Genomic DNA, 19,896 nt, shown 5'->3' with positions numbered 1-19,896 from the left:
TGTTTTTATCTAAACAATCGTTTAGTTATTTGTTAAAAAAAAGGTTTAAATATTTTTGAATGTCATTTCTATATAATCTTCAATTTCTTTTTTGTTATTAACTCTACTAGCAGCAGCTAAACCATGTTTTGCTAATACTAAAAAGTTAGCTTCTTTAAGTACAGTTTCTTCATCTTTTGATGAATCCATTTTTAATTTTTCAATGAATAATTTTTTTAGATTATCCATAAAAGATGTCATTTGGTTATTTACCACTTCATCTTCGCTTTCTGAAAATTCATTATAGGTATTTGTAACTAAACAACCTTTTTGATTTCCTTCTTTATGGCAAATAGCAACAGAATCGTAAAAAAATTGTTTAATATCTTCAACGCCACCTGTAGCATTTTTAAATTTATCAAACATAGTTTTTGTTTTAGCCTTATAACTTTTTAAGCTTTCTATAAAAACTCCATGCTTATTTCCAAAACTAGCATATATAGAAAACTTATTGATGCCCATTTCTTTTTCAAGCATTTGCATTGAGGTATTTTCATAACCGTTTTTCCAAAACAAATTCATTGCTTTATCAATAACCTCTTCTTCTATATATTGTTTTTTTCTTGCCATTATTTATAATTACATCACAAAACTAAACAATCGGTTAGTAATAACAAAGCATTTTAACAATAAATATCAAAAAAGCCCGGAATTTTCCGAGCTTTTTAAATTGTAAATTAAAATTACAAGTCTTTATAAATCAAACTTTATGCCTTGTGCTAAAGGCAATTCATCAGAATAATTTACAGTATTCGTTTGTCTTCTCATATACACTTTCCAAGCATCAGAACCAGATTCTCTACCTCCACCTGTTTCTTTTTCTCCACCAAAAGCGCCACCAATTTCTGCACCAGAAGTTCCAATATTTACGTTTGCAATTCCACAATCTGAACCTGCATAAGACAAGAATTTCTCTGCTTCTTTCATTTCATTAGTCATAATTGCTGATGATAAACCTTGAGCAACACCATTTTGTTTCTCAATGGCATTTTCAACTTCTCCAGAATATTTCATTAAATATAAAATTGGTGCAAAAGTTTCATGTTGAACAATTTCAAAGTGATTTTCTGCTTCAACAATTGCTGGTTTTACATAACAACCAGACTCATAACCATCTCCTTCTAAAACACCACCTTCCACTAATACATTTCCACCTTCTGCTTTCGCTTTTTCTATTGCAGCTAAATACGTATTTACAGCATCATAATCAATTAACGGCCCAACATGATTATTTTCATCTAATGGATTTCCTATTTTAATTTGTTTGTAAGCACCAACAATGGCATCTTTAACTTTATCATAAACAGATTCATGAATTATCAATCTTCTAGTTGATGTACATCTTTGCCCACAAGTACCAACAGCTCCAAAAACAGCACCAGGTACCACAACTTTTAAGTCTGCAGTTGGTGTAATAATAATGGCATTGTTACCTCCTAATTCTAATAAAGATTTCCCAAAACGTTGTGCAACAGTTGCACCAACAATTCTTCCCATTCTTGTAGAACCTGTTGCAGAAACTAATGGAATTCTAGTATCACAAGTCATCATTTCTCCAACTTTATAATCTCCGTTAATAATACAAGAAATTCCTTCTAGTAAATTATTTTCTTTTAAAATTTCTGCAATAATATTTTGACAAGCAACAGCACATAAAGGTGCTTTTTCTGAAGCTTTCCAAACACAAACATCACCACAAATCCACGCTAAAGCAGTGTTCCACGCCCAAACTGCTACAGGAAAATTAAAAGCAGAAATAATACCAACAACTCCTATTGGATGCCATTGTTCTCTCATAACATGTCCTGGTCTTTCAGACGGAATTGTTTGCCCATTTAATTGACGAGATAACCCAACAGCAAAGTCACAGATATCAATCATTTCTTGAACTTCACCATAACCTTCTTGCAAAGATTTTCCCATTTCATAAGAAACTAATTTTCCTAAAGGTTCTTTTAAATCTCTTAATTTATTACCAAATTGACGAACAATTTCTCCTCTTTGTGGAGCAGGCATATTTCTAAATGATAAAAACGCTTTAGTGGCAGTTTCCATCACTTTTTCATAATCTTCTTTTGTAGTCGATTTTACTTTACCAATCAACTTACCATCAACAGGAGAAAAACTTTCAATAATTTCTCCATTCGAAAAATTATTTGAACCTGTAGAAGTTCCTTCATTTACATCTTTTACACCTAATTTCAGTAAAGATTCTTTAATTCCAAAGTCTATCATTTTGTTGTTCCGTTTTTGTTGTTTACATTCGAGTAACGAAATTACGAATAATTTTATATATACTTAAATTAAACAAAAACATTATTTATTGTTTAATTTTAAACAAATATCATGAAAAAACTCTTTCTTATTCTTGCTTCATTTTTAGTTCTGATATCATGTAAAAATGAATCTGAATTTTCTTTAAAACAGAATATATCAAATGTAAAAAAAAGTAAATTTGCTATTATAATTCATGGTGGAGCAGGTACAATTTTGAAAAAAAACATGTCTGATGAAAAAGAGGCAGCTTATAAAGCTAAATTAGAAGAAGCCATAAAAGTTGGACATACTATTTTAAAAAATGGTGGAACAAGTACAGCAGCAGTAATGAGAACGATACAAGTTATGGAAGAATCTCCATTATTTAATGCTGGTAAAGGAGCTGTTTTTACACATGAAGAAACCAATGAATTAGATGCTTCTTTTATGGATGGAAAAACTTTAAATGCTGGTGCAGTTGCTGGTGTTACTAATGTAAAAAGCCCTATTGAATTAGCTATTAAAGTAATGACAGATTCTGATCATGTAATGCTTTCTGGTAAAGGAGCTTCTGTTTTTGCTAAAGAAAAAGGGTTGGAAATTGTTGATCCTAATTATTTTTATACTGAAAGACGTTTTAAATCGCTTCAAAGAATTAAAAATAGAAACAAAACAGAACTAGACCATGATGATAAAAAAGCAGCTTTTTATGATGCAGATATTAAAAATGAAAAATTTGGTACTGTAGGTTGTGTAGCTTTAGATAAAGAAGGAAATATTGCAGCAGGAACGTCTACTGGAGGGATGACTAATAAACGTTGGGGAAGAATTGGAGATGCACCTATAATAGGTTCTGGTACATATGCAAATAATTTAACCTGTGGAGTTTCTTCTACAGGTTGGGGAGAGTATTTTATAAGAACTCAAGTTGCTTATGATATTTCTGCTCAGATGGAATATCAACAAAAAACACTAAAAGAAGCAACAAAAGATGTTATTCAAAATAAATTAACAAAACTTGGAGGCACAGGTGGTGTTGTAGCTTTAGATAAAAACGGAAATATGTCTTTTGAGTTTAATACAGCAGGGATGTACAGAGCTTCTATGAATGATAAAGGGCAATTAATAGTAAAAATCTACAAAGAATAAGACAACCATTCTTCTGGTATTGGCCCTAAATTAAGTTCTATTTCTTTTGATTTAATTTTCTTTTTATACCCTAATCTAGAAATTTTAGGAATAGATAAGTTTACGTTATTTTTTTTATTTATTAATTCTAAAGTTTCTTCAATTGTTCTTTTATTACATAGTACTAAACTATTCATCATAGCATTAGATTCTTTTTCTAAATCATAAAAATCTACAAAATAAGCAGGTTTATTATCTCTATAAATAAGCCATTGTGTATGTTTTTTGTTTTTAAGTTCAACAATTTCTTTTGTTCCACTAAATGTTCTATATACAGTTTTTAAAAATGTCATTTTTTATATTATAAGTAATTAAATAATTAAAATATTATATTAATCGTATTTTACAGCCCTAAAATTAACATATACTTAATTTAAAGATGATGCAAATTTAATTGATTAATATTTAATTTCTTTATTTTTTCGTTTAAACAACAAATATAATCGGTGAATTATTGTTAAAAATTAAATTTAACTCCAGAGTAAATACCTAAGTTAAATGGAGAAAATCCGTTATCGTTTTTATAAAACGTATTTAATTGCACTTTAAACATTGGGTTTAAATTTAAAGACCAATTTTTATGTAAAGAATAATTAAAATCTAACCCTAAATTTCCGCTAAAATTAATAGCGTTTAAATTGGTAGCTTTACCAGATTTTGTAAGAAAGGTTGTTCTTAAATTTACTTCATTCTTATTTAAAAATAAAGAGCTAAACCCCGTAACAATTTGCGAATTAAATTTATTTGTATCTAAAAAAGTATATTTAATTTCAAGTGGAATTTCTATGTAACCAAAGTTTTGATTTAGATTTCCATTCAAACTTTGTGTGTTTAATATAGAATTACTAGCAAAATCTGATTTTTCTTTAGATGCTGTCTCAAAAGAAAAAGAACTTCCATTATTAAACGATATAGAAGATACGTTTTTTGATATTGATGATACAACTGTAATATTATTATTTACATAACTCATTTCTTGCTTATGAATACCAGATTGAATCGTCCATTTATCATTTATTTTATAACCAATTTGAAAACCATAAGAAAAAGAATTTTTACCTTCTGTAGAGTTAGATAAACTTGAAGCTACTGGAGAAGAATTTGAAAATGAATTAGAATTTAAAACTGCAAAAACTGGAGCAACCATCCATTTTTTTATTTCTTTATGGTTAGAAAAAACACTGTCTTTATTTTGTTTTAAATTATTTAAATCTACTTTCTTAATGTTAGTTTTATTAATATTATTAACCTTATCCTCTTGCTTATCTGGTGTTGTTTTATCAGAATAAATCTGTTCTTTTTTTATTACATTTTGCTGTTCTTTTTTTGAAGAATCTATTTTTTCTAGTTTAGAATTGTCAGCTAAAAAAATCTTTTTCATAGCGTTTTTTGTGCTAACTAATGTCTTCTTCTTTTCAGAATTATTCTTTATAATTTGTTTTGTATTTACTTTTTTATTTGCAACAATTACTTTTTTCTTAAAGTTATCTACAGAAATTGTCGAATCTATTTTTATATTGGTTTCTACCTCAACTTTTTCTATAGAACTTTCTGTTATAATAATTTTAGAATCTGTTTTATTAAAATCATTTTCTTCGTTTGAAAACGGAAACAAAAACAACCCTAAAACAAATAGGGCTGCAATACCTCCATTAACAAACCACCAAATAGGAATAATTTTTCTTTTTTTATGTTGAAGCTTAGATTCTATATTGTTCCATACTTTTTTACTTGGAGTTACCTCCAAATTTTTAAGTTGTTTTTGAAACATTTTATCTAAATTATTTTGATCCATTAATTATTTTTTAATTCATTTTTTTGATGATTTTCTAACTTTTCTTTTAAAATTTTTCTAGCTCTAGAAAGATTAGATTTTGATGTTCCTACAGATATTTTTAACAATGCTGCAATTTCTTTATGCGAATAACTATCTAACACATATAAATTAAAAACTAACCTATATCTATCTGGTAATTGTTGTATAAACTCTAACAAAACATCAACATTAAAAATGGTACTATCTAAACTAATTTCTTCTACTTCATCTATTGTAGAAACTTTTTCTACAATTTGTAAATTTGGTTGTGCTCTATATTTTTGTAATACTGTATTTATAGTAATTCTTTTTAACCAACCTTCAAAAGAACCTTTATGTTTGTATTGTTTAATTTTATTAAAAATGGTAATAAAACTATCTTGTAAATTGTCTTCTGCATCTTGATAATTACTTGAATATTTTAAACAAATAGCAAAAAGTTTATCAGCATAAAGTTGATAAACCTCTGTTTGTGCTGCTATTTTTTGTTTGCAACAATCTTGTATGAGTTTTTCTAGTTTGATGCTTCTAATTTACAGGAACTATTACTTCCTCAAAAATATTATCTCCATTACTATCTGTTCCTTTAAAGAATTTAAAAACATAATCTTCTTCTTGAGATGCTTTTACAGCAAACTTCTTTTCTTCTTGTATTAAAGCGTCTGTACAATTTTGATCTAATTCTACAAATGCTGTTATGGCAACTATTCTTGTAGTATCTTTTGTTTCATAATAAATACGATCAAAAGAATAACATCCATTTGGTAACGTATATTTTACTTTAATTGTATCTATTTCGCCTAAAATAAAACTTGCAGGAGTTATAGCTTCATCAATTGGTAAATACTCAAATTGATAATTTGGTGTATCAATATCATTATTAAAACAAGAATAGAAAACAAGTAATCCAAATAAAAGCAGCGTAATTTTTTTCATTTTATAATAGTTTTTTAAATTAATATTTAAGTGTTGGATATCCATTTTGGCATTCTACAGATTTTGGCGCATTTGCAATATCACAAGTAGAAATTATACCATATTTATAATTAAAATCTTTTTCTGCTTCAGAATAAGTTGCTACTTTTTTTAGAAATGTAACAGTATCTATTTGATTAGAATAGGCAATATATCCTTGAGGGCCACCACAAGCTTTTGCACCATAAGCTGTAAATAACCACTCACTTGAGTCTGTGCAAGAAACACTATAAGATAGATTTTGTATTTCATCAAACAAATCCATTAAGTTTCTATGGTCTATTTCTTGCTCTGTTAATTCTCTTTTTACTACTAATTCTTTTTCTGTAAGTGATAGAATTCTCCAAGCATAATTTGTTGGATAACTTTGTGTAGATATACTAATAAGTGTATTTTCTAATTCAAAAGTCCCATCAATATTAAAAAAAGTTAAAGGTGGTGTACCACACCAACCAAAAGTATGTTCTACAAAATCTCCATTTTGAGCAAATGAAATTCCATAACTTTCGTCTGAAAATGAATTTGCTCTTTTAAAGGTAGTGGTTTCTCCATCATAAACAGGTTCTACCCAAAAACCTAATAATAAGTTTTCTGAATCTATTATTGGCTCATTAGTTTCGCAATTACTAAAAACCATAACAACTGCAAAAACAACTAGATATTTAAAAATTGACTTCATATATAGACTTCTTTTCTTAAAGATGTAAAAAAGGTAAAAAGGTTGCGTTAAATAATGTTTTTTATTGATTTTCTGGCATTCCTATTTTTCCTATAAAGCAAATAGAACCAGTTTCTTTTTCTGTAATTGTGTACAAAAAAGGCTTATTTATTATTATTTCTTTATTTGGTTGCGTAGAAGTAGTTTCTATAGCAACAATAGTAACAGCAGCAGCTTCTGTTCCTTTTTCATTAACTTCTATAAATGTTTTTTGTAAAACATAAGATATTTTTAAAAACACATCGCTAATTCCATTAAAATTTGCATTTGCAGAGAATGCATTTTCTAAACCTAAATCAACTAGACCTTCATTTAATTTTTTTTGATAAGAAGATTTAAATTTTGGAATTGTTAAGTTGATAGCTTGATTTTTAAAGTTTTCAGTCCAACTTTTCCAATTATCAGTATTTAAAAGATTTATAATATCTGTTGTTGTTTTATTCTCTTTTGGAAGTATAACAGTCATTGTGTATTTATCATTCTTATAAGGTAGTTTAACAGCAGAAAAAGAAGTGTTTTCATAAAATGATAAATCATTAGTAAGATTCATCATTTCTACATTTTCTGTGCTATTTTCGCCATAAAAAGGAAGTTCTTTAGTGTTTTCTTCTTCAAATTTATATTTCCAATCACTTTTAAAATACAAAGCATTTATAAGAAACATAGCATCTGTTGGACTAATCGTTTCTATAATTGTTGGTATTTTTTGATGTGTTTTATCTGACACCCAATTATTTATAGTATTAACTGAATTAACATCAGAAAAGTCTAAATTTTTAACATCAGCATTGTAATAATTTTTATTTGTGTTGATGAAATCTTCTTTTACAGAAAATGTTTTTTCTATCCAAATAGAATTTGCAATTTCAAATATAGAGCCAACAGAGTTATCAGATAAATTCACACTTATTTCTCTATTTATTTCATTAATTTCATTAGGGAGAAAATCAGTATAATTTAATGTATTTTCAAAAGCTGTTTTAGTTTCACTTTCTGATCCATTATACACCATACCTAACGCTAAAGATAAACTTACAGGAGAAATCATAAAGTTTTCATTTGCTTCTGTAGTAGCAATGTTTTTAAAAATATCAAATGCAAACTTGTTGTTGGCTTCTATAAAAATCTCGCTTTTGGGTATAGTGTTAAAAGGAGTTATTTCTTCTGTATTAGAAGTACAAGATTGTAGTAGAACAACAAAAAGCACTTTTATTAAAACATATTTTCTCATATATAGACTTCTTTTCTTACAAGATGTAAAAATTTTAAAAAGGTTGCGTTAAATAATTCTATTTTTGCAAAAGTATATGCAAGAATCTATTTTTAACATACAGTCAGATAATGATTTTAAGCAAGTAGCCTTAGAAGTTTTTAAACATCAATTTAAAAATAATAAAGTATACAGGTCTTTTTGCGATTTATTATACATTCATCCTTCTGATGTTTCTACCGTTAAAGAAATTCCGTTTTTACCTATTCAGTTTTTTAAGAGCAGAAAAGTACTTTCATCTTTAGATGAAGTACAAGAAACTTTTACGAGTTCTGGTACAACAGGCAGCACAACAAGTAATCATTTTGTTACAGATATTAATCTATATAAAGAAAGTTATTTAAAAGGATTTGCACATTTTTATGGAAACATAGAAGACTATGTTGTTTTGGCTTTATTACCAAATTATTTAGAAAGAAAAGGTTCTTCTTTGGTTTTTATGGTGGATGATTTAATAACAAAATCTAAAAACTCAGAAAGTGGGTTTTATCTTAATAATATTGAAGAATTAGCTAAAAAACTAACAGAATTAGACCAAAAAAGACAAAAAGTGCTTTTAATTGGTGTTTCTTTTGCTTTGTTAGATTTGGTAGAATTGCAACAATTCAACTTAAAAAACACTATAATTATGGAAACTGGTGGTATGAAAGGAAGAAGGAAAGAATTGATTCGTGAAGAATTACATCAGTTATTAAAAAATGGTTTTAATGTTGATAAAATTCACTCAGAATATGGAATGACAGAATTATTGAGCCAAGGATATTCTAATGGAAATGGTATTTTTAAAACACCACCTTGGATGAAAATTCTAATAAGAGATACAGAAGATGCGTTAACAATTCAACCAGTTAAAAAAAATGGCGGAATAAATGTAATTGATTTAGCCAATTACAATTCATGCTCATTTATTGCTACGCAAGATTTAGGAAAAGTACACAAAAACGGAACATTTGAAATTGTTGGTCGTTTTGACAATTCTGATATTAGAGGTTGTAATTTGATGGTTTTGTAAACTTAACTTTCTCAAAAAAATCTTCATAAATAATAAAAGCGAAAATTTTAAAATTTTCGCTTTTATTATTTAATTATTTTCTGATTTTATTCGCTCTTCAATGCATTCCAACCTTGTGCTTTTAACTCAATTTCTTGATTTGCTCTAGTAACTAAATTTAATCCTTGGCTTTCTGCAGTAATATGACCCACAATAGAAAAATTTGGATTTCCTTTAATTTTATCAAAATCTGCAATTGGTACCGTAAATAAAAGTTCGTAATCTTCACCTCCACTTAAAGCAACCATTGTAGAATCTAACTCAAACTCTTCACAAGTAGAAATTACTTGAGGATCTAAGGGTAATTTATCTTCATATACCTTACAGCCTACTTTACTTTGTGTACAAATATGAAAAAGCTCTGATGAAAGTCCATCAGAAATATCAATCATAGATGTTGGTTTTACATCTAATTCTTTTAACAATCCTGCAATATCTTTACGAGCTTCTGGTTTTAATTGACGCTCAATTAAATAGGTGTAATTATCTAAATCTGGCTGATTATTTGGGTCTACTTTAAATACTTGTTTCTCTCTTTCTAAAACTTGTAATCCTAAATAAGCAGCACCTAAATCTCCAGAAACTACAATTAAATCAGTTTCTTTTGCGCCATTTCTATACACAACTTCTTCTTTTTCTGCCTTACCTATAGCTGTAACAGAAATTAAAATTCCTTTGGTAGAAGATGTTGTATCTCCACCAATTAAATCTACTTTATAAGTATTACAAGCCAATTGAATTCCTGCATATAATTCTTCTATTGCTTCTAAAGAAAACCGATTAGAAACAGCAATAGAAACCGTAATTTGTTCTGCAACTCCATTCATTGCATACACATCAGATAAATTTACCATTACAGCTTTATATCCTAAATGCTTTAAAGGCATATAACTTAAATCGAAATGCACACCTTCTACCAACAAATCTGTTGTTACTAAAGTTTGTTTTTCTGAAGCTTGCAAAACAGCTGCATCATCTCCTACAGCTTTTACTGTTGATGCATTTTCTACCTTAAAATATTTTGTAATATGATTGATTAAACCAAACTCTCCTAACTCCGCTAACGATGTTTTTTGTGTATTTTTATCTTCTAACATGCTGCAAAGATAGGTACATTCTAAAAAACCACAGAACTACTTTAACACCTATCTTTATTTATTTTATATTTTAAATAGTATTTTTGATGAACAACTACTACAATAATAATTTTACTAAAAACGTTTAATAGATTCTAAAAGTAATTAAATGATAAAAAAGACATTTTTCATAACACTAATCACATTGGTTTTTAGTTGTACAAAAAATGATGTTTTTGAAAGAGAAAATCAAATAATCATTAATCCTATTGCAAAATGTGAAAATGGTTTAGCAGGAGAATATCCTTGTAATGACTACGATTTATTAACACATTTTTCTTTAGAAGAATTTGGTGGTTCAGATACAGTTATAAGTGACTCTTGGGGATGGACACATGCTACTTCTAAAAAAGAGTTTGCTTTAATTTGTACCAACAAAGGGGTTACTTTTATTAATATTACAGATCCTGCAAATGCTGTTATTGTAGGAACTTTAAAAACAAATAGTGAAGAAAATGGCATAAGAAATATTATAACATTTCAATCTTTTGTATATGTTATAAGTGAATCTCCAGACCATGGAGTTCAATCTTTAAACTTAGAAAAATTACTTAATATTAATACTCCTCCAATAGAATTTACATCAGATAGAGATTATACTTTTTTTAAATATGCAAGCAACATTTCTATTAATGAAAATACTGATTTTGCTTACGTTTCAGGAACAAATACTTTTAGTGGAGGTATTCATTTTTTAAATTTAAATGATCCATCTAAAATAAAAGATGCTGGTGGTTATTCTAACAATTCATATGGTAATAAAACTAAAGTAATTACTTATAAAGGACCAGATACAGATTATACAGATAAAGAAATTTTAATTGGTAGCAACAATAATGAAGTTGTTATCTTAGATATTACAGATAAAGAAAACCCTGTAAAAATAACCTCTTTCACTTATCCAAATATTGGTAAAACACATCCAAATGGGTTTACTGAAGATTTTAAATATTTTATTTTTGGTGATGAATTAGATGAAATAAATAACAGCGCTAATACCAATATAATTATTTACGATTTTACAGATTTAGACAATCCTATTCATCATTTTAATTACACAGGTAATACAACTGCTATAGATAAAAATGGGTACATAAAAGGAACCAATTATTATTTAGCTAATTACACAAGTGGAATAAGAATTCTAGATATTTCTAATATTGATAATAAATCTTTTACTGAAATTGGTTTTTTTGACACCTATACAGAAAACAATAATTCAGAAACAAAAGGAGTTGTAAATGTATATCCGTATTTAGAAAGCGGAAACATTATTGTGAGTGATACAAACAATGGATTCTTTCTAATTAGAAAAAGTAAAACATAATAATTTTTTATTTTTCTTCTAAAAAAGGAGTATTTTGGTCAACTAACCTTTTTTTATGACTCGTTTTTTCTTCCTTTTCTTTATTTTTTTAATCAGTGTTTCTAAAGCTACTGCACAAAAAATAATTAATATTGCTGAGGCAGAAGCTAAATCTGCTAAATCTAAAATTCATTTTAAAGCAAACCCAAACACATCAAATTACGATATTACGTACCATAAACTAGAGTTTACTGTAGATCCTGCTGTAACAAATATTAAAGGAAAAGTAACAACAACTTTTACTGCTTTAGATAATTTAAATACTGTTACTTTCGATTTAGATGATAATATGACTGTAACCTCAGTATCTCAAAACGAAAATTCAGTTTCATTTTTACAAAACTCTAATGATGAATTAATAATTACACTTGAAAATAGTTTAAATCAAGGAAATTCTACATCAGTTTCTATATCTTATAATGGTAACCCAAAAAGCAGTGGTTTTGGTTCTTTTGAGTTTAACAATCATAATGGAACTCCAATTCTCTGGACACTTTCTGAACCTTATGGCGCTTTAGGTTGGTGGCCTTGTAAGCAAGATTTGAATGATAAAATTGATGAAATTGATGTTTACATAACTGCACCAGAACAATACACATCAGTTTCTAACGGATTACAACAAAGTGCAACAATAACTGCAGGACAAAAAACGACTCATTTTAAACATCAATATCCTATTCCTGCATATTTAATTGCTATTGCAGTTACAAATTACGAAACCTATTCTCATACCATTTCTAATAACGGAAATCCTTTTCCAATAGTAAACTATGTATATCCAGAAAATTTAACTTCTGCTCAAAATAGTACAGAAGTAACTGTTGATATTATGAATCATTTTATTGATTTGTTTGGTAATTATCCTTTTGAAAATGAAAAATATGGTCATGCTCAATTTGGTTGGGGAGGAGGAATGGAACACACAACTGTTTCATTTATGGGGAATTTTAATAGAGGTTTAATTGCTCACGAGTTGGCACATCAATGGTTTGGAAATAAAGTTACTTGTGGAAGCTGGAAAGACATTTGGTTAAATGAAGGCTTTGCAACCTATTTATCTGGATTAACAGTAGAACATTTAGATGGTGAAACTGCCTTTAAAAGTTGGAGGAATTCTACAATTAATTCTACAACCTCTGCTACTGATGGAGCCATTTATCTTTCTGATATTGATACAATAAGTGTAGGTAGAATTTTTAACGGAAGATTATCTTATAACAAAGGCGCAATGGTTTTACATATGTTGCGTAAAAAATTAGGTAATACTAACTTTTTTAAAGGTTTAAAAAATTACCTTTCAGATTCTAATTTAGCTTATGGGTATGCAAAAACTCCTGATTTAATAGCACATTTAGAAACTACAAGCAATTTAGACTTAGAAGAGTTTTTTAATGATTGGGTTTACAATCAAGGATATCCAACTTATAATGTAAAATGGAATCAAACTACTGCTACTTCAATAAATATTGAATTAAATCAAACTCAAAGTCATAGTTCTGTTTCTTTTTTTGAAGCCAATGTTCCTATTCGTTTACATGGAACAAATGGAGAAATTTTAGACATTGTTATAGACAACACAAGTAATAATGAAACCTTTGTAGAAAATGTGAATTTTACCATCAGTTCTTTAGAAATTGATCCTGATGTTCATTTAATTTCAAAGAACAATAATGTTACTTTAAGTGTAGAAAACAACACTTTTTTATCAGAAAACATTACTCTTTTTCCAAATCCAATAAATGATGTTTTAACAATTAAAACATCAGAAAATATTATTTTAAATAAAGTAAGCATCTACAATTCTTTAGGTAAAGAAGTTTTAAAATCTACCAATAAAGAAATAAACCTAAACCAACTTAGTTCTGGAATTTATTTTATTAAAGTAATTACAGATTATGGAGATTTCTATAAAAAAATTGCTAAAAACTAATCCGTAGTAAAATAAATACCCTTTATAAATAAGTTTTTCTATTTTTACCGATATAAAAATAATTCATTCTTTTGATTTCTATAAACACTACAGAAAATAAAAAAATCTATTTTGCTTCAGACCAACATTTGGGTGCTCCTACTCCAGAAGCTAGTTTTCCTCGTGAAAAAAAGTTTGTTGCTTGGTTAAATGAAGTAAAAAAAGATGCCGAAGCTATTTTTTTATTAGGAGATTTATTCGATTTTTGGTTTGAGTACAAAACTGTTGTTCCAAAAGGGTTTGTAAGAGTTTTAGGAAAATTAGCAGAAATAAAAGACTCAGGAATTCCAATCTATTTTTTTATAGGCAATCATGATTTATGGATGAATGATTATTTCGAAAAAGAATTAAATATTCCTGTGTATCATAAACCACAAGAATTTTTAATCAACAATAAAAAATTTCTTATTGGTCATGGAGATGGTTTAGGCCCTGGAGATCATGGATATAAACGCATGAAAAAAGTATTTACTTTTCCGTTATTTAAATGGATGTTTAAATGGTTGCATCCAGATTTGGGTGTACGTTTAGGACATTATATGTCTGTAAAAAATAAATTAATTTCTGGTGATGAAGATGCAAAATATTTAGGTGATGAAAATGAATGGTTGGTTATTTATTGTAAAGAAAAACTAACAAAACAATATTACGATTATTTTGTGTTTGGTCATAGACATCTTCCTTTAGAAATAAAACTAGAAGAAAATAGTACCTATATAAACTTAGGAGATTGGATTCAATATTTTACCTATGGAGAATTTAATAAATCTGAATTTAAACTGTTAAAATTCAATCAAAATTCCCTTTAAATTAAACAAAAACTTACGAAATCTTTAACCAACTTTTAACAAAAAGCAAAATGTTAAAATTGTAGTTTTGTTTTCGTAAAATTTAACACCTAATACAATATTACAATGGATGTAGATGTAAGAGCTATTAATGAAAAAATAGAAAGAGAGAGTGCCTTTATAGATATTCTTACTCTTGAAATGAATAAAGTTATTGTAGGTCAAAAACAAATGATAGAAAGTTTGTTAATTGGTTTACTTGGTAATGGACATATTTTATTAGAAGGAGTTCCTGGTTTGGCAAAAACCTTAGCAATTAACACTTTGTCCAAAGCTGTACAAGGTAGTTTTAGTAGAGTTCAGTTTACTCCAGATTTATTACCTGCAGATGTTGTTGGAACTATGATTTACAACATGCAAAAAAATAATTTCGAAATTAAAAAAGGACCAATTTTTGCAAATTTTGTGTTAGCAGATGAGATTAACAGAGCGCCAGCCAAAGTGCAATCTGCCTTATTAGAAGCAATGCAAGAACGCCAGATTACAATTGGAGACACAACTTTTAAGTTAGATGAACCTTTTTTAGTAATGGCTACTCAAAACCCGGTAGAACAAGAAGGAACATATCCTTTACCAGAAGCACAAGTAGATAGGTTTATGCTAAAAGTTGTAATTGATTATCCAAAATTACAAGATGAGCAAATGATTATGCGTCAGAATTTAACAGGCGGATTTGCAAAAGTAAATCCTGTTGTTTCTATAGACCAAATTATAAAAGCAAGAGAAGTTGCAAATGAAGTTTACATGGATGAAAAAATTGAGAAATACATTCTAGATATTATTTTTGCAACGCGTTATCCAGAGAAATATAACTTACCACAATTAAAAGATTTAATCAATTTTGGAGCTTCACCTCGTGGAAGTATCAATTTAGCAAAAGCAGCAAAATGTTATGCTTTTATTAAAAGAAGAGGTTATGTAATACCAGAAGATGTTAGAGCTGTAGTTACAGATGTTTTACGTCACAGAATAGGAATTACCTATGAAGCTGAAGCAGAAAATGTAACTTCTGTAGACATTATTAACTCTATTATCAACGAAGTTGAAGTACCTTAGAAATGAGTTGGTAGTATTCAGTAACAGTTTGCAGTTGCTTACTCATACTAAATACTAATGTAAAAACTCAACAGTTTGCTAATAACTGCAAACTGAGACTGAAAACTGTTTACTAAAAAAATGGAAACTAAAGAAATACTTAAAAAAGTTCGTAAAATAGAGATTAAGACACGTCGTTTGTCTGATCATATTTTTGGAGGTGAATATCATTCATCATTCAAAGGACGAGGTATGACTTTTTCTGAAGTACGTCAATACCAATTTGGAGATGATGTAAGAGCTATAGATTGGAATGTTACTGCACGTTATAACGAACCTTATATTAAGGTTTTTGAAGAAGAACGTGAGTTAACAATGATGTTAATGGTAGATGTTTCTGGATCTGAATTATTTGGAACATCAACGCAGTTTAAAAAAGATACCGTTACAGAAATTGCTGCAACATTGGCGTTTTCTGCAACTCAAAATAACGATAAAGTTGGTTTAATTTTATTTTCTGATGATATTGAGCTTTTTATTCCTCCTAAAAAAGGAAAAAGTCACGTATTAAGAATCATTAGAGAATTAATTGAATTCAAACCAAAAAGTAAAAAAACGGACATTTCTGTAGCTTTAAAATTTTTATCAAGTGTGATGAAAAAAAGAGCCATTGTTTTTATGTTATCTGATTTTATGGATGATGATTACGAAAAAACTTTGAAAATTGCAGCAAAAAAACACGACTTAACAGGTATAAGAGTTTTTGATAAACATGATGAAGAAATTCCTAATTTAGGAATGGTACCCATGTTAGATTCAGAAACAGATACTGTTCAATTGATAAACACTTCATCAAAATCTGTAAGAACAAGTTACAAGGCAAATGCTTTACGTTTGTCTGACTATTATGTAAATATGTTTAAAAGAAGTGGCGCAGGTACTATTAGCACTAGAGTTGATGAAAGTTACGTAAAAAAATTATTAGGTTATTTTAAACACAAAGGAAGATAGTTTTTGAAATGAAAAAACAAATATTCTACATATTATTCTTATTTATTTCTACTATTGGTTTTGCACAAGAATCAATGGTAAAAGCAGAAATTGACACCACCAATATTAGAATTGGTGAGCAATTCAGTTTAAAAATTTCTGTTGATGAAACTCAGAATGTAATTCTACAAAAATTACAATTAAAAGGATTAGAAATTATAGATTCTACCAAAGTTGATACCGTAAAAAATTCGCTTGTTAGAAAATATATTTTAACAGGTTTTGATAGTGGTGCATTTTACATTCCGCAACAACAAATTTTTGTAAAAAATCAAGCTTTTTTAACAGATTCTTTGTTAGTAAATGTAGCAACAATTACTGTAGACACTACAAAAGTGAAGAAGTTCCCTATTAAATCTATTAAAAGTGAACCTTTAACTTTCGACGATTTTAAAATCTACATTTACATTCTTTTAGCTGCATTGGCAATTATTGGTTTCTGGATTTATTGGTTTGTCATCAGAAAACGAAAAGAAGAGGAAGAAGAACAAACTTACAGAGCTTTGCCTCCTTATGAAGAAGCTATTTTTAAACTGAATGAGTTAGATGAAAAATTATTGTGGCAAAACAATAAAGTAAAAGAATATTATTCTGAATTAACAGAAATTGTTCGTGGTTATATTGAGCGAGAACTAAAAGTACCTGCTTTAGAAAAAACTACTGACGAAGTTTTAGACATGTTAAAAGATTTTAAAAAATCAGAAACAATTTTAACATCAGAAGATACAATCAAAAAACTAAAAGATTTATTACAAGAAGCAGATTTGGTAAAATTTGCAAAATCTAAACCTTTGGCTTTAGAAATAGAAGAAGATAGAAAAGACGCACAAGACATTGTGAGTAATTTAAAACCTAAACCAATTATTGAAGAAAATGATGAATTGGAGTAATTTTGAATTTCATAATCCTGAGTTTTTGTGGTTGCTAATTTTAATTCCATTATTAGCAATTTGGTATTTTTTTATGCGCAAAAAAGACACTGCTGTCTTAACAATGCCAAGTGTAAAAGGTTTCAAAACAGATTCACTTATATCTAAGTTAAAACCAGTTTTATATTTACTAAGGTTATTAGCATTAGCAGCAATTATTGTTGCTTTGGCAAGACCAAGAAACGTTTCTGTAAGTAAAAAAACAAAAACAAACAGAGGTATAGATATTGTTATGGCTATTGATGTTTCTGCAAGTATGTTGGCTAGAGATTTAAAGCCAAACCGTTTAGAAGCTCTTAAAAAAGTAGCTGTAGATTTTGTTGATAGAAGGCCAAATGATAGAATAGGAATTGTAGTTTATGCAGGAGAGAGCTTTACACAAACACCAATTACAAGTGATAAAGGAATTGTAAAACGAACTATTTCTGAATTGAAATGGGGACAATTAGAAGGAGGAACTGCCATAGGAATGGGATTAGGTTCTGCAGTAAATAGACTAAAAGAAAGTAATGCAAAAAGTAAAGTAATTATTCTTTTAACAGATGGTGTAAATAATTCTGGTAACATAGATCCAAGAACTGCAACAGAATTAGCAAAAGAATTAGAAATAAAAACATACACTATTGGAATTGGAACCAATGGAATGGCAGATTTTCCTTGGAGTAGAGATCCAAGAACTGGTAAATTACAGTTTAGAAAACAGCAAGTAGAGATTGATGAAAAGTTATTAGAAGAAATAGCTTCTGAAACTGATGGAAAATATTTTAGAGCAACAGATAACACATCATTAAAAGAAATTTATGATGAAATTGACAAGCTAGAAAAAACAAAAATTGAAGAGTTTAAATACTATAATTATCAAGAAAAATATAGAATTTTTGTCTTTTTAGCATTAGGATTCTTATTATTAGAATTTGTTTTAAGAAATACAATATTTAAAAGTTTTATATAAATTGTTGTGTAAATCCTTTAAGAAAATCGCAATTAAAGAACAATTAAAAGTTTACACAATTAAACAATTACACGTTTTCAAATGTATAAGATAGAAGAACCAATTTATTTTACCTTTTTAATAATCATTCCTGCAATGATTGTTATTTTCTTGTTGGTTTTATGGTGGAAAAAAAGAACCCAAAAGAAATTTTCTGATTTAAATTTATTGAAAAGGTTAGCGCCAAATTCATCAATATTTAAATCTGTTTTAAAGTTGATAATTTTACTTTTAGGAATCACTTTTTTAATTATTTCATTGGTAAATCCAAAAATGGGAACCAAACTAAAAACAGTAAAAAGAGAAGGTGTAGATGTTGTTTTTGCTTTAGATGTTTCTAAAAGTATGTTGGCCGAAGATATTGCGCCAAATAGGTTAGAAAAAGCAAAACAGATTATCTCTAAAACTATTAACAAATTGGGTTCTGATAGAGTTGGAATCATCATTTACGCTGGTAATTCTTATCCGCTTTTACCAATTACAACAGATCATGCTGCTGCAAATATGTTTTTGCAAAATGCAAATCCAGATATGGTTTCTAGTCAAGGAACAGATATTAATGGAGCCTTAGAATTGGCAAAAACCTATTATAATAACGATGAGCAAACCAATCGTTTTTTAATTATTATTTCTGATGGAGAAGATCATCAAGAAGAAACAAAACAAGTTGCTCAAACTTTAACAAACGAAGGTGTAAAGATTTATACTATTGGAGTTGGTACAGAAAATGGAGGTCCAATTCCTATGCGTTTAAATGGCTCTATAATTGGCTATAAAAAAGATAGAAAAGGAGAAACTGTAATTACAAAACGTAAACCAGAAGTTTTACAAGGTATTGCAGATGCTGCTGATGGACAATATATTGATGGTAATGTTACAGAAAGACCTGTAAAAGTGATTGCAGATATTATTGCAAATGCAGAAAAAAACGAATTTGAGACAAAACAATTCTCTGATTACAAAGACCAATTTCAATGGTTTATAGCAATTGGATTATTATTCTTAATTATTGATATTTTCTTATTTGAAAAGAAAACAAAATGGTTAACAAAAGTTGATTTGTTTAACGAAGAAAACACCAAAAAATAACATGAAGAACTTTAAATACATTCTTATCGTTTTCTTGATGCTTTTTTCATCAAAAGAAATATTAGCACAAAAAGATTCTATCGCTTTACAAAGAAAAGCTAGAAAATTATTACGTAGTGGAAATGAATTGTATCAAAAAAAGCAATTTACAGATGCGTCTGTTGCTTATC

General features: G+C 28.1%; 19 protein-coding genes. 10 read left to right on the top strand and 9 right to left on the bottom strand.

Translation table 11 applies throughout. The features are described from left to right. Positions 1–45 precede the first annotated feature (45 nt). Positions 46–609 (bottom strand): TetR/AcrR family transcriptional regulator, encoded by a 564-nt coding sequence (locus ABJG40_RS07255; protein WP_348023912.1) that lies wholly within the window; start codon positions 607–609, stop codon positions 46–48. A 123-nt stretch (positions 610–732) separates the two neighbouring features. Continuing rightward, complete coding sequence (locus ABJG40_RS07250; RefSeq protein ID WP_348023911.1) at positions 733–2,274, bottom strand: aldehyde dehydrogenase family protein; 1,542 nt, start codon at positions 2,272–2,274, stop codon at positions 733–735. A 111-nt stretch (positions 2,275–2,385) separates the two neighbouring features. On the opposite strand from ABJG40_RS07250, the gene ABJG40_RS07245 reads away from it, so the two are divergent. Continuing rightward, positions 2,386–3,444, top strand: a complete 1,059-nt coding sequence (locus ABJG40_RS07245; protein WP_348023910.1) for an isoaspartyl peptidase/L-asparaginase — start codon at positions 2,386–2,388, stop codon at positions 3,442–3,444. On the opposite strand, the gene ABJG40_RS07240 is transcribed toward ABJG40_RS07245, so the two are convergent. The 6 genes from ABJG40_RS07240 to ABJG40_RS07215 all read right to left on the bottom strand — a co-directional run bounded on the left by ABJG40_RS07240 (position 3,432) and on the right by ABJG40_RS07215 (position 8,223). Next, positions 3,432–3,776: a hypothetical protein gene (locus ABJG40_RS07240; protein ID WP_348023909.1), complete on the bottom strand. Its 345-nt coding sequence runs from the start codon at positions 3,774–3,776 to the stop codon at positions 3,432–3,434. The genes ABJG40_RS07245 and ABJG40_RS07240 overlap by 13 nt on opposite strands. Positions 3,777–3,940: 164 nt before the next feature. Then, positions 3,941–5,278 (bottom strand): hypothetical protein, encoded by a 1,338-nt coding sequence (locus ABJG40_RS07235; protein WP_348023908.1) that lies wholly within the window; start codon positions 5,276–5,278, stop codon positions 3,941–3,943. Continuing rightward, positions 5,278–5,781, bottom strand: a complete 504-nt coding sequence (locus ABJG40_RS07230) for an RNA polymerase sigma factor (RefSeq protein WP_348024121.1) — start codon at positions 5,779–5,781, stop codon at positions 5,278–5,280. The genes ABJG40_RS07235 and ABJG40_RS07230 overlap by 1 nt, the downstream gene beginning before the upstream one ends. Before the next feature lie 46 nt (positions 5,782–5,827). Next, positions 5,828–6,235 (bottom strand): hypothetical protein, encoded by a 408-nt coding sequence (locus ABJG40_RS07225; protein ID WP_348023907.1) that lies wholly within the window; start codon positions 6,233–6,235, stop codon positions 5,828–5,830. A 19-nt stretch (positions 6,236–6,254) separates the two neighbouring features. Next, on the bottom strand, positions 6,255–6,953 hold the full coding sequence (locus tag ABJG40_RS07220) for a hypothetical protein (protein ID WP_348023906.1): 699 nt from the start codon (positions 6,951–6,953) through the stop codon (positions 6,255–6,257). A 61-nt stretch (positions 6,954–7,014) separates the two neighbouring features. Next, positions 7,015–8,223 (bottom strand): serpin family protein, encoded by a 1,209-nt coding sequence (locus ABJG40_RS07215; RefSeq protein ID WP_348023905.1) that lies wholly within the window; start codon positions 8,221–8,223, stop codon positions 7,015–7,017. A 76-nt stretch (positions 8,224–8,299) separates the two neighbouring features. Between ABJG40_RS07215 and ABJG40_RS07210 the strand changes: the two genes are divergently transcribed. Further along, entirely contained in the window at positions 8,300–9,274 is a 975-nt protein-coding gene (locus tag ABJG40_RS07210; RefSeq protein WP_348023904.1) for an acyl transferase, read from the top strand. A gap of 86 nt (positions 9,275–9,360) precedes the next feature. On the opposite strand, the gene thiL is transcribed toward ABJG40_RS07210, so the two are convergent. After that, positions 9,361–10,410: a thiamine-phosphate kinase gene (thiL, locus tag ABJG40_RS07205; protein WP_348023903.1), complete on the bottom strand. Its 1,050-nt coding sequence runs from the start codon at positions 10,408–10,410 to the stop codon at positions 9,361–9,363. 148 nt (positions 10,411–10,558) lie between these two features. Here thiL and ABJG40_RS07200 point away from each other — a divergent pair, with 148 nt between their 5' ends. From ABJG40_RS07200 to ABJG40_RS07165, 8 genes are all read left to right on the top strand, one after another. Beyond that, positions 10,559–11,776, top strand: a complete 1,218-nt coding sequence (locus ABJG40_RS07200) for a choice-of-anchor B family protein (protein WP_348023902.1) — start codon at positions 10,559–10,561, stop codon at positions 11,774–11,776. A gap of 55 nt (positions 11,777–11,831) precedes the next feature. Continuing rightward, complete coding sequence (locus tag ABJG40_RS07195; RefSeq protein WP_348023901.1) at positions 11,832–13,745, top strand: M1 family aminopeptidase; 1,914 nt, start codon at positions 11,832–11,834, stop codon at positions 13,743–13,745. Between the two features lie 71 nt (positions 13,746–13,816). After that, positions 13,817–14,593, top strand: coding sequence for a UDP-2,3-diacylglucosamine diphosphatase (locus tag ABJG40_RS07190; RefSeq protein WP_348023900.1), 777 nt, complete (start codon positions 13,817–13,819; stop codon positions 14,591–14,593). A gap of 105 nt (positions 14,594–14,698) precedes the next feature. Beyond that, entirely contained in the window at positions 14,699–15,688 is a 990-nt protein-coding gene (locus ABJG40_RS07185) for a MoxR family ATPase (RefSeq protein ID WP_348023899.1), read from the top strand. 120 nt (positions 15,689–15,808) lie between these two features. After that, complete coding sequence (locus tag ABJG40_RS07180; protein ID WP_348023898.1) at positions 15,809–16,678, top strand: DUF58 domain-containing protein; 870 nt, start codon at positions 15,809–15,811, stop codon at positions 16,676–16,678. An 8-nt stretch (positions 16,679–16,686) separates the two neighbouring features. Further along, positions 16,687–17,607 carry a hypothetical protein gene (locus ABJG40_RS07175; protein ID WP_348023897.1) on the top strand — a complete coding sequence of 307 codons (921 nt, stop codon included), beginning with the start codon at positions 16,687–16,689 and terminating at the stop codon, positions 17,605–17,607. After that, on the top strand, positions 17,594–18,598 hold the full coding sequence (locus ABJG40_RS07170; RefSeq protein ID WP_348024120.1) for a VWA domain-containing protein: 1,005 nt from the start codon (positions 17,594–17,596) through the stop codon (positions 18,596–18,598). Before ABJG40_RS07175 ends, ABJG40_RS07170 begins: the two co-directional genes overlap by 14 nt. A gap of 81 nt (positions 18,599–18,679) precedes the next feature. Continuing rightward, positions 18,680–19,726, top strand: a complete 1,047-nt coding sequence (locus ABJG40_RS07165) for a VWA domain-containing protein (RefSeq protein ID WP_348023896.1) — start codon at positions 18,680–18,682, stop codon at positions 19,724–19,726. The last annotated feature ends 170 nt before the right edge of the window (positions 19,727–19,896 follow it).

Origin of the sequence: Polaribacter sp., from assembly GCF_039939415.1 — a bacterium.
Classification (GTDB): Bacteria; Bacteroidota; Bacteroidia; order Flavobacteriales; family Flavobacteriaceae; genus Polaribacter.
Note: the sequence above shows the minus strand (reverse complement) of the source record. Positions and strands in the feature narration are given on the sequence as shown.

Excerpts from the sequence above, each read along its gene's own strand:
- ABJG40_RS07225 (WP_348023907.1), bottom strand. The coding sequence starts at position 6,235 with ATGAAAAAAATTACGCTGCTTTTATTTGGATTACTTGTTTTCTATTCT.
- ABJG40_RS07220 (WP_348023906.1), bottom strand. The coding sequence starts at position 6,953 with ATGAAGTCAATTTTTAAATATCTAGTTGTTTTTGCAGTTGTTATGGTT.
- ABJG40_RS07170 (WP_348024120.1), top strand. The coding sequence starts at position 17,594 with ATGAATTGGAGTAATTTTGAATTTCATAATCCTGAGTTTTTGTGGTTG.
- ABJG40_RS07180 (WP_348023898.1), top strand. The coding sequence starts at position 15,809 with ATGGAAACTAAAGAAATACTTAAAAAAGTTCGTAAAATAGAGATTAAG.
- ABJG40_RS07185 (WP_348023899.1), top strand. The coding sequence starts at position 14,699 with ATGGATGTAGATGTAAGAGCTATTAATGAAAAAATAGAAAGAGAGAGT.
- ABJG40_RS07210 (WP_348023904.1), top strand. The coding sequence starts at position 8,300 with ATGCAAGAATCTATTTTTAACATACAGTCAGATAATGATTTTAAGCAA.
- ABJG40_RS07165 (WP_348023896.1), top strand. The coding sequence starts at position 18,680 with ATGTATAAGATAGAAGAACCAATTTATTTTACCTTTTTAATAATCATT.
- thiL (WP_348023903.1), bottom strand. The coding sequence starts at position 10,410 with ATGTTAGAAGATAAAAATACACAAAAAACATCGTTAGCGGAGTTAGGA.
- ABJG40_RS07200 (WP_348023902.1), top strand. The coding sequence starts at position 10,559 with ATGATAAAAAAGACATTTTTCATAACACTAATCACATTGGTTTTTAGT.
- ABJG40_RS07195 (WP_348023901.1), top strand. The coding sequence starts at position 11,832 with ATGACTCGTTTTTTCTTCCTTTTCTTTATTTTTTTAATCAGTGTTTCT.
- ABJG40_RS07235 (WP_348023908.1), bottom strand. The coding sequence starts at position 5,278 with ATGGATCAAAATAATTTAGATAAAATGTTTCAAAAACAACTTAAAAAT.
- ABJG40_RS07255 (WP_348023912.1), bottom strand. The coding sequence starts at position 609 with ATGGCAAGAAAAAAACAATATATAGAAGAAGAGGTTATTGATAAAGCA.
- ABJG40_RS07245 (WP_348023910.1), top strand. The coding sequence starts at position 2,386 with ATGAAAAAACTCTTTCTTATTCTTGCTTCATTTTTAGTTCTGATATCA.
- ABJG40_RS07175 (WP_348023897.1), top strand. The coding sequence starts at position 16,687 with ATGAAAAAACAAATATTCTACATATTATTCTTATTTATTTCTACTATT.
- ABJG40_RS07215 (WP_348023905.1), bottom strand. The coding sequence starts at position 8,223 with ATGAGAAAATATGTTTTAATAAAAGTGCTTTTTGTTGTTCTACTACAA.
- ABJG40_RS07240 (WP_348023909.1), bottom strand. The coding sequence starts at position 3,776 with ATGACATTTTTAAAAACTGTATATAGAACATTTAGTGGAACAAAAGAA.
- ABJG40_RS07250 (WP_348023911.1), bottom strand. The coding sequence starts at position 2,274 with ATGATAGACTTTGGAATTAAAGAATCTTTACTGAAATTAGGTGTAAAA.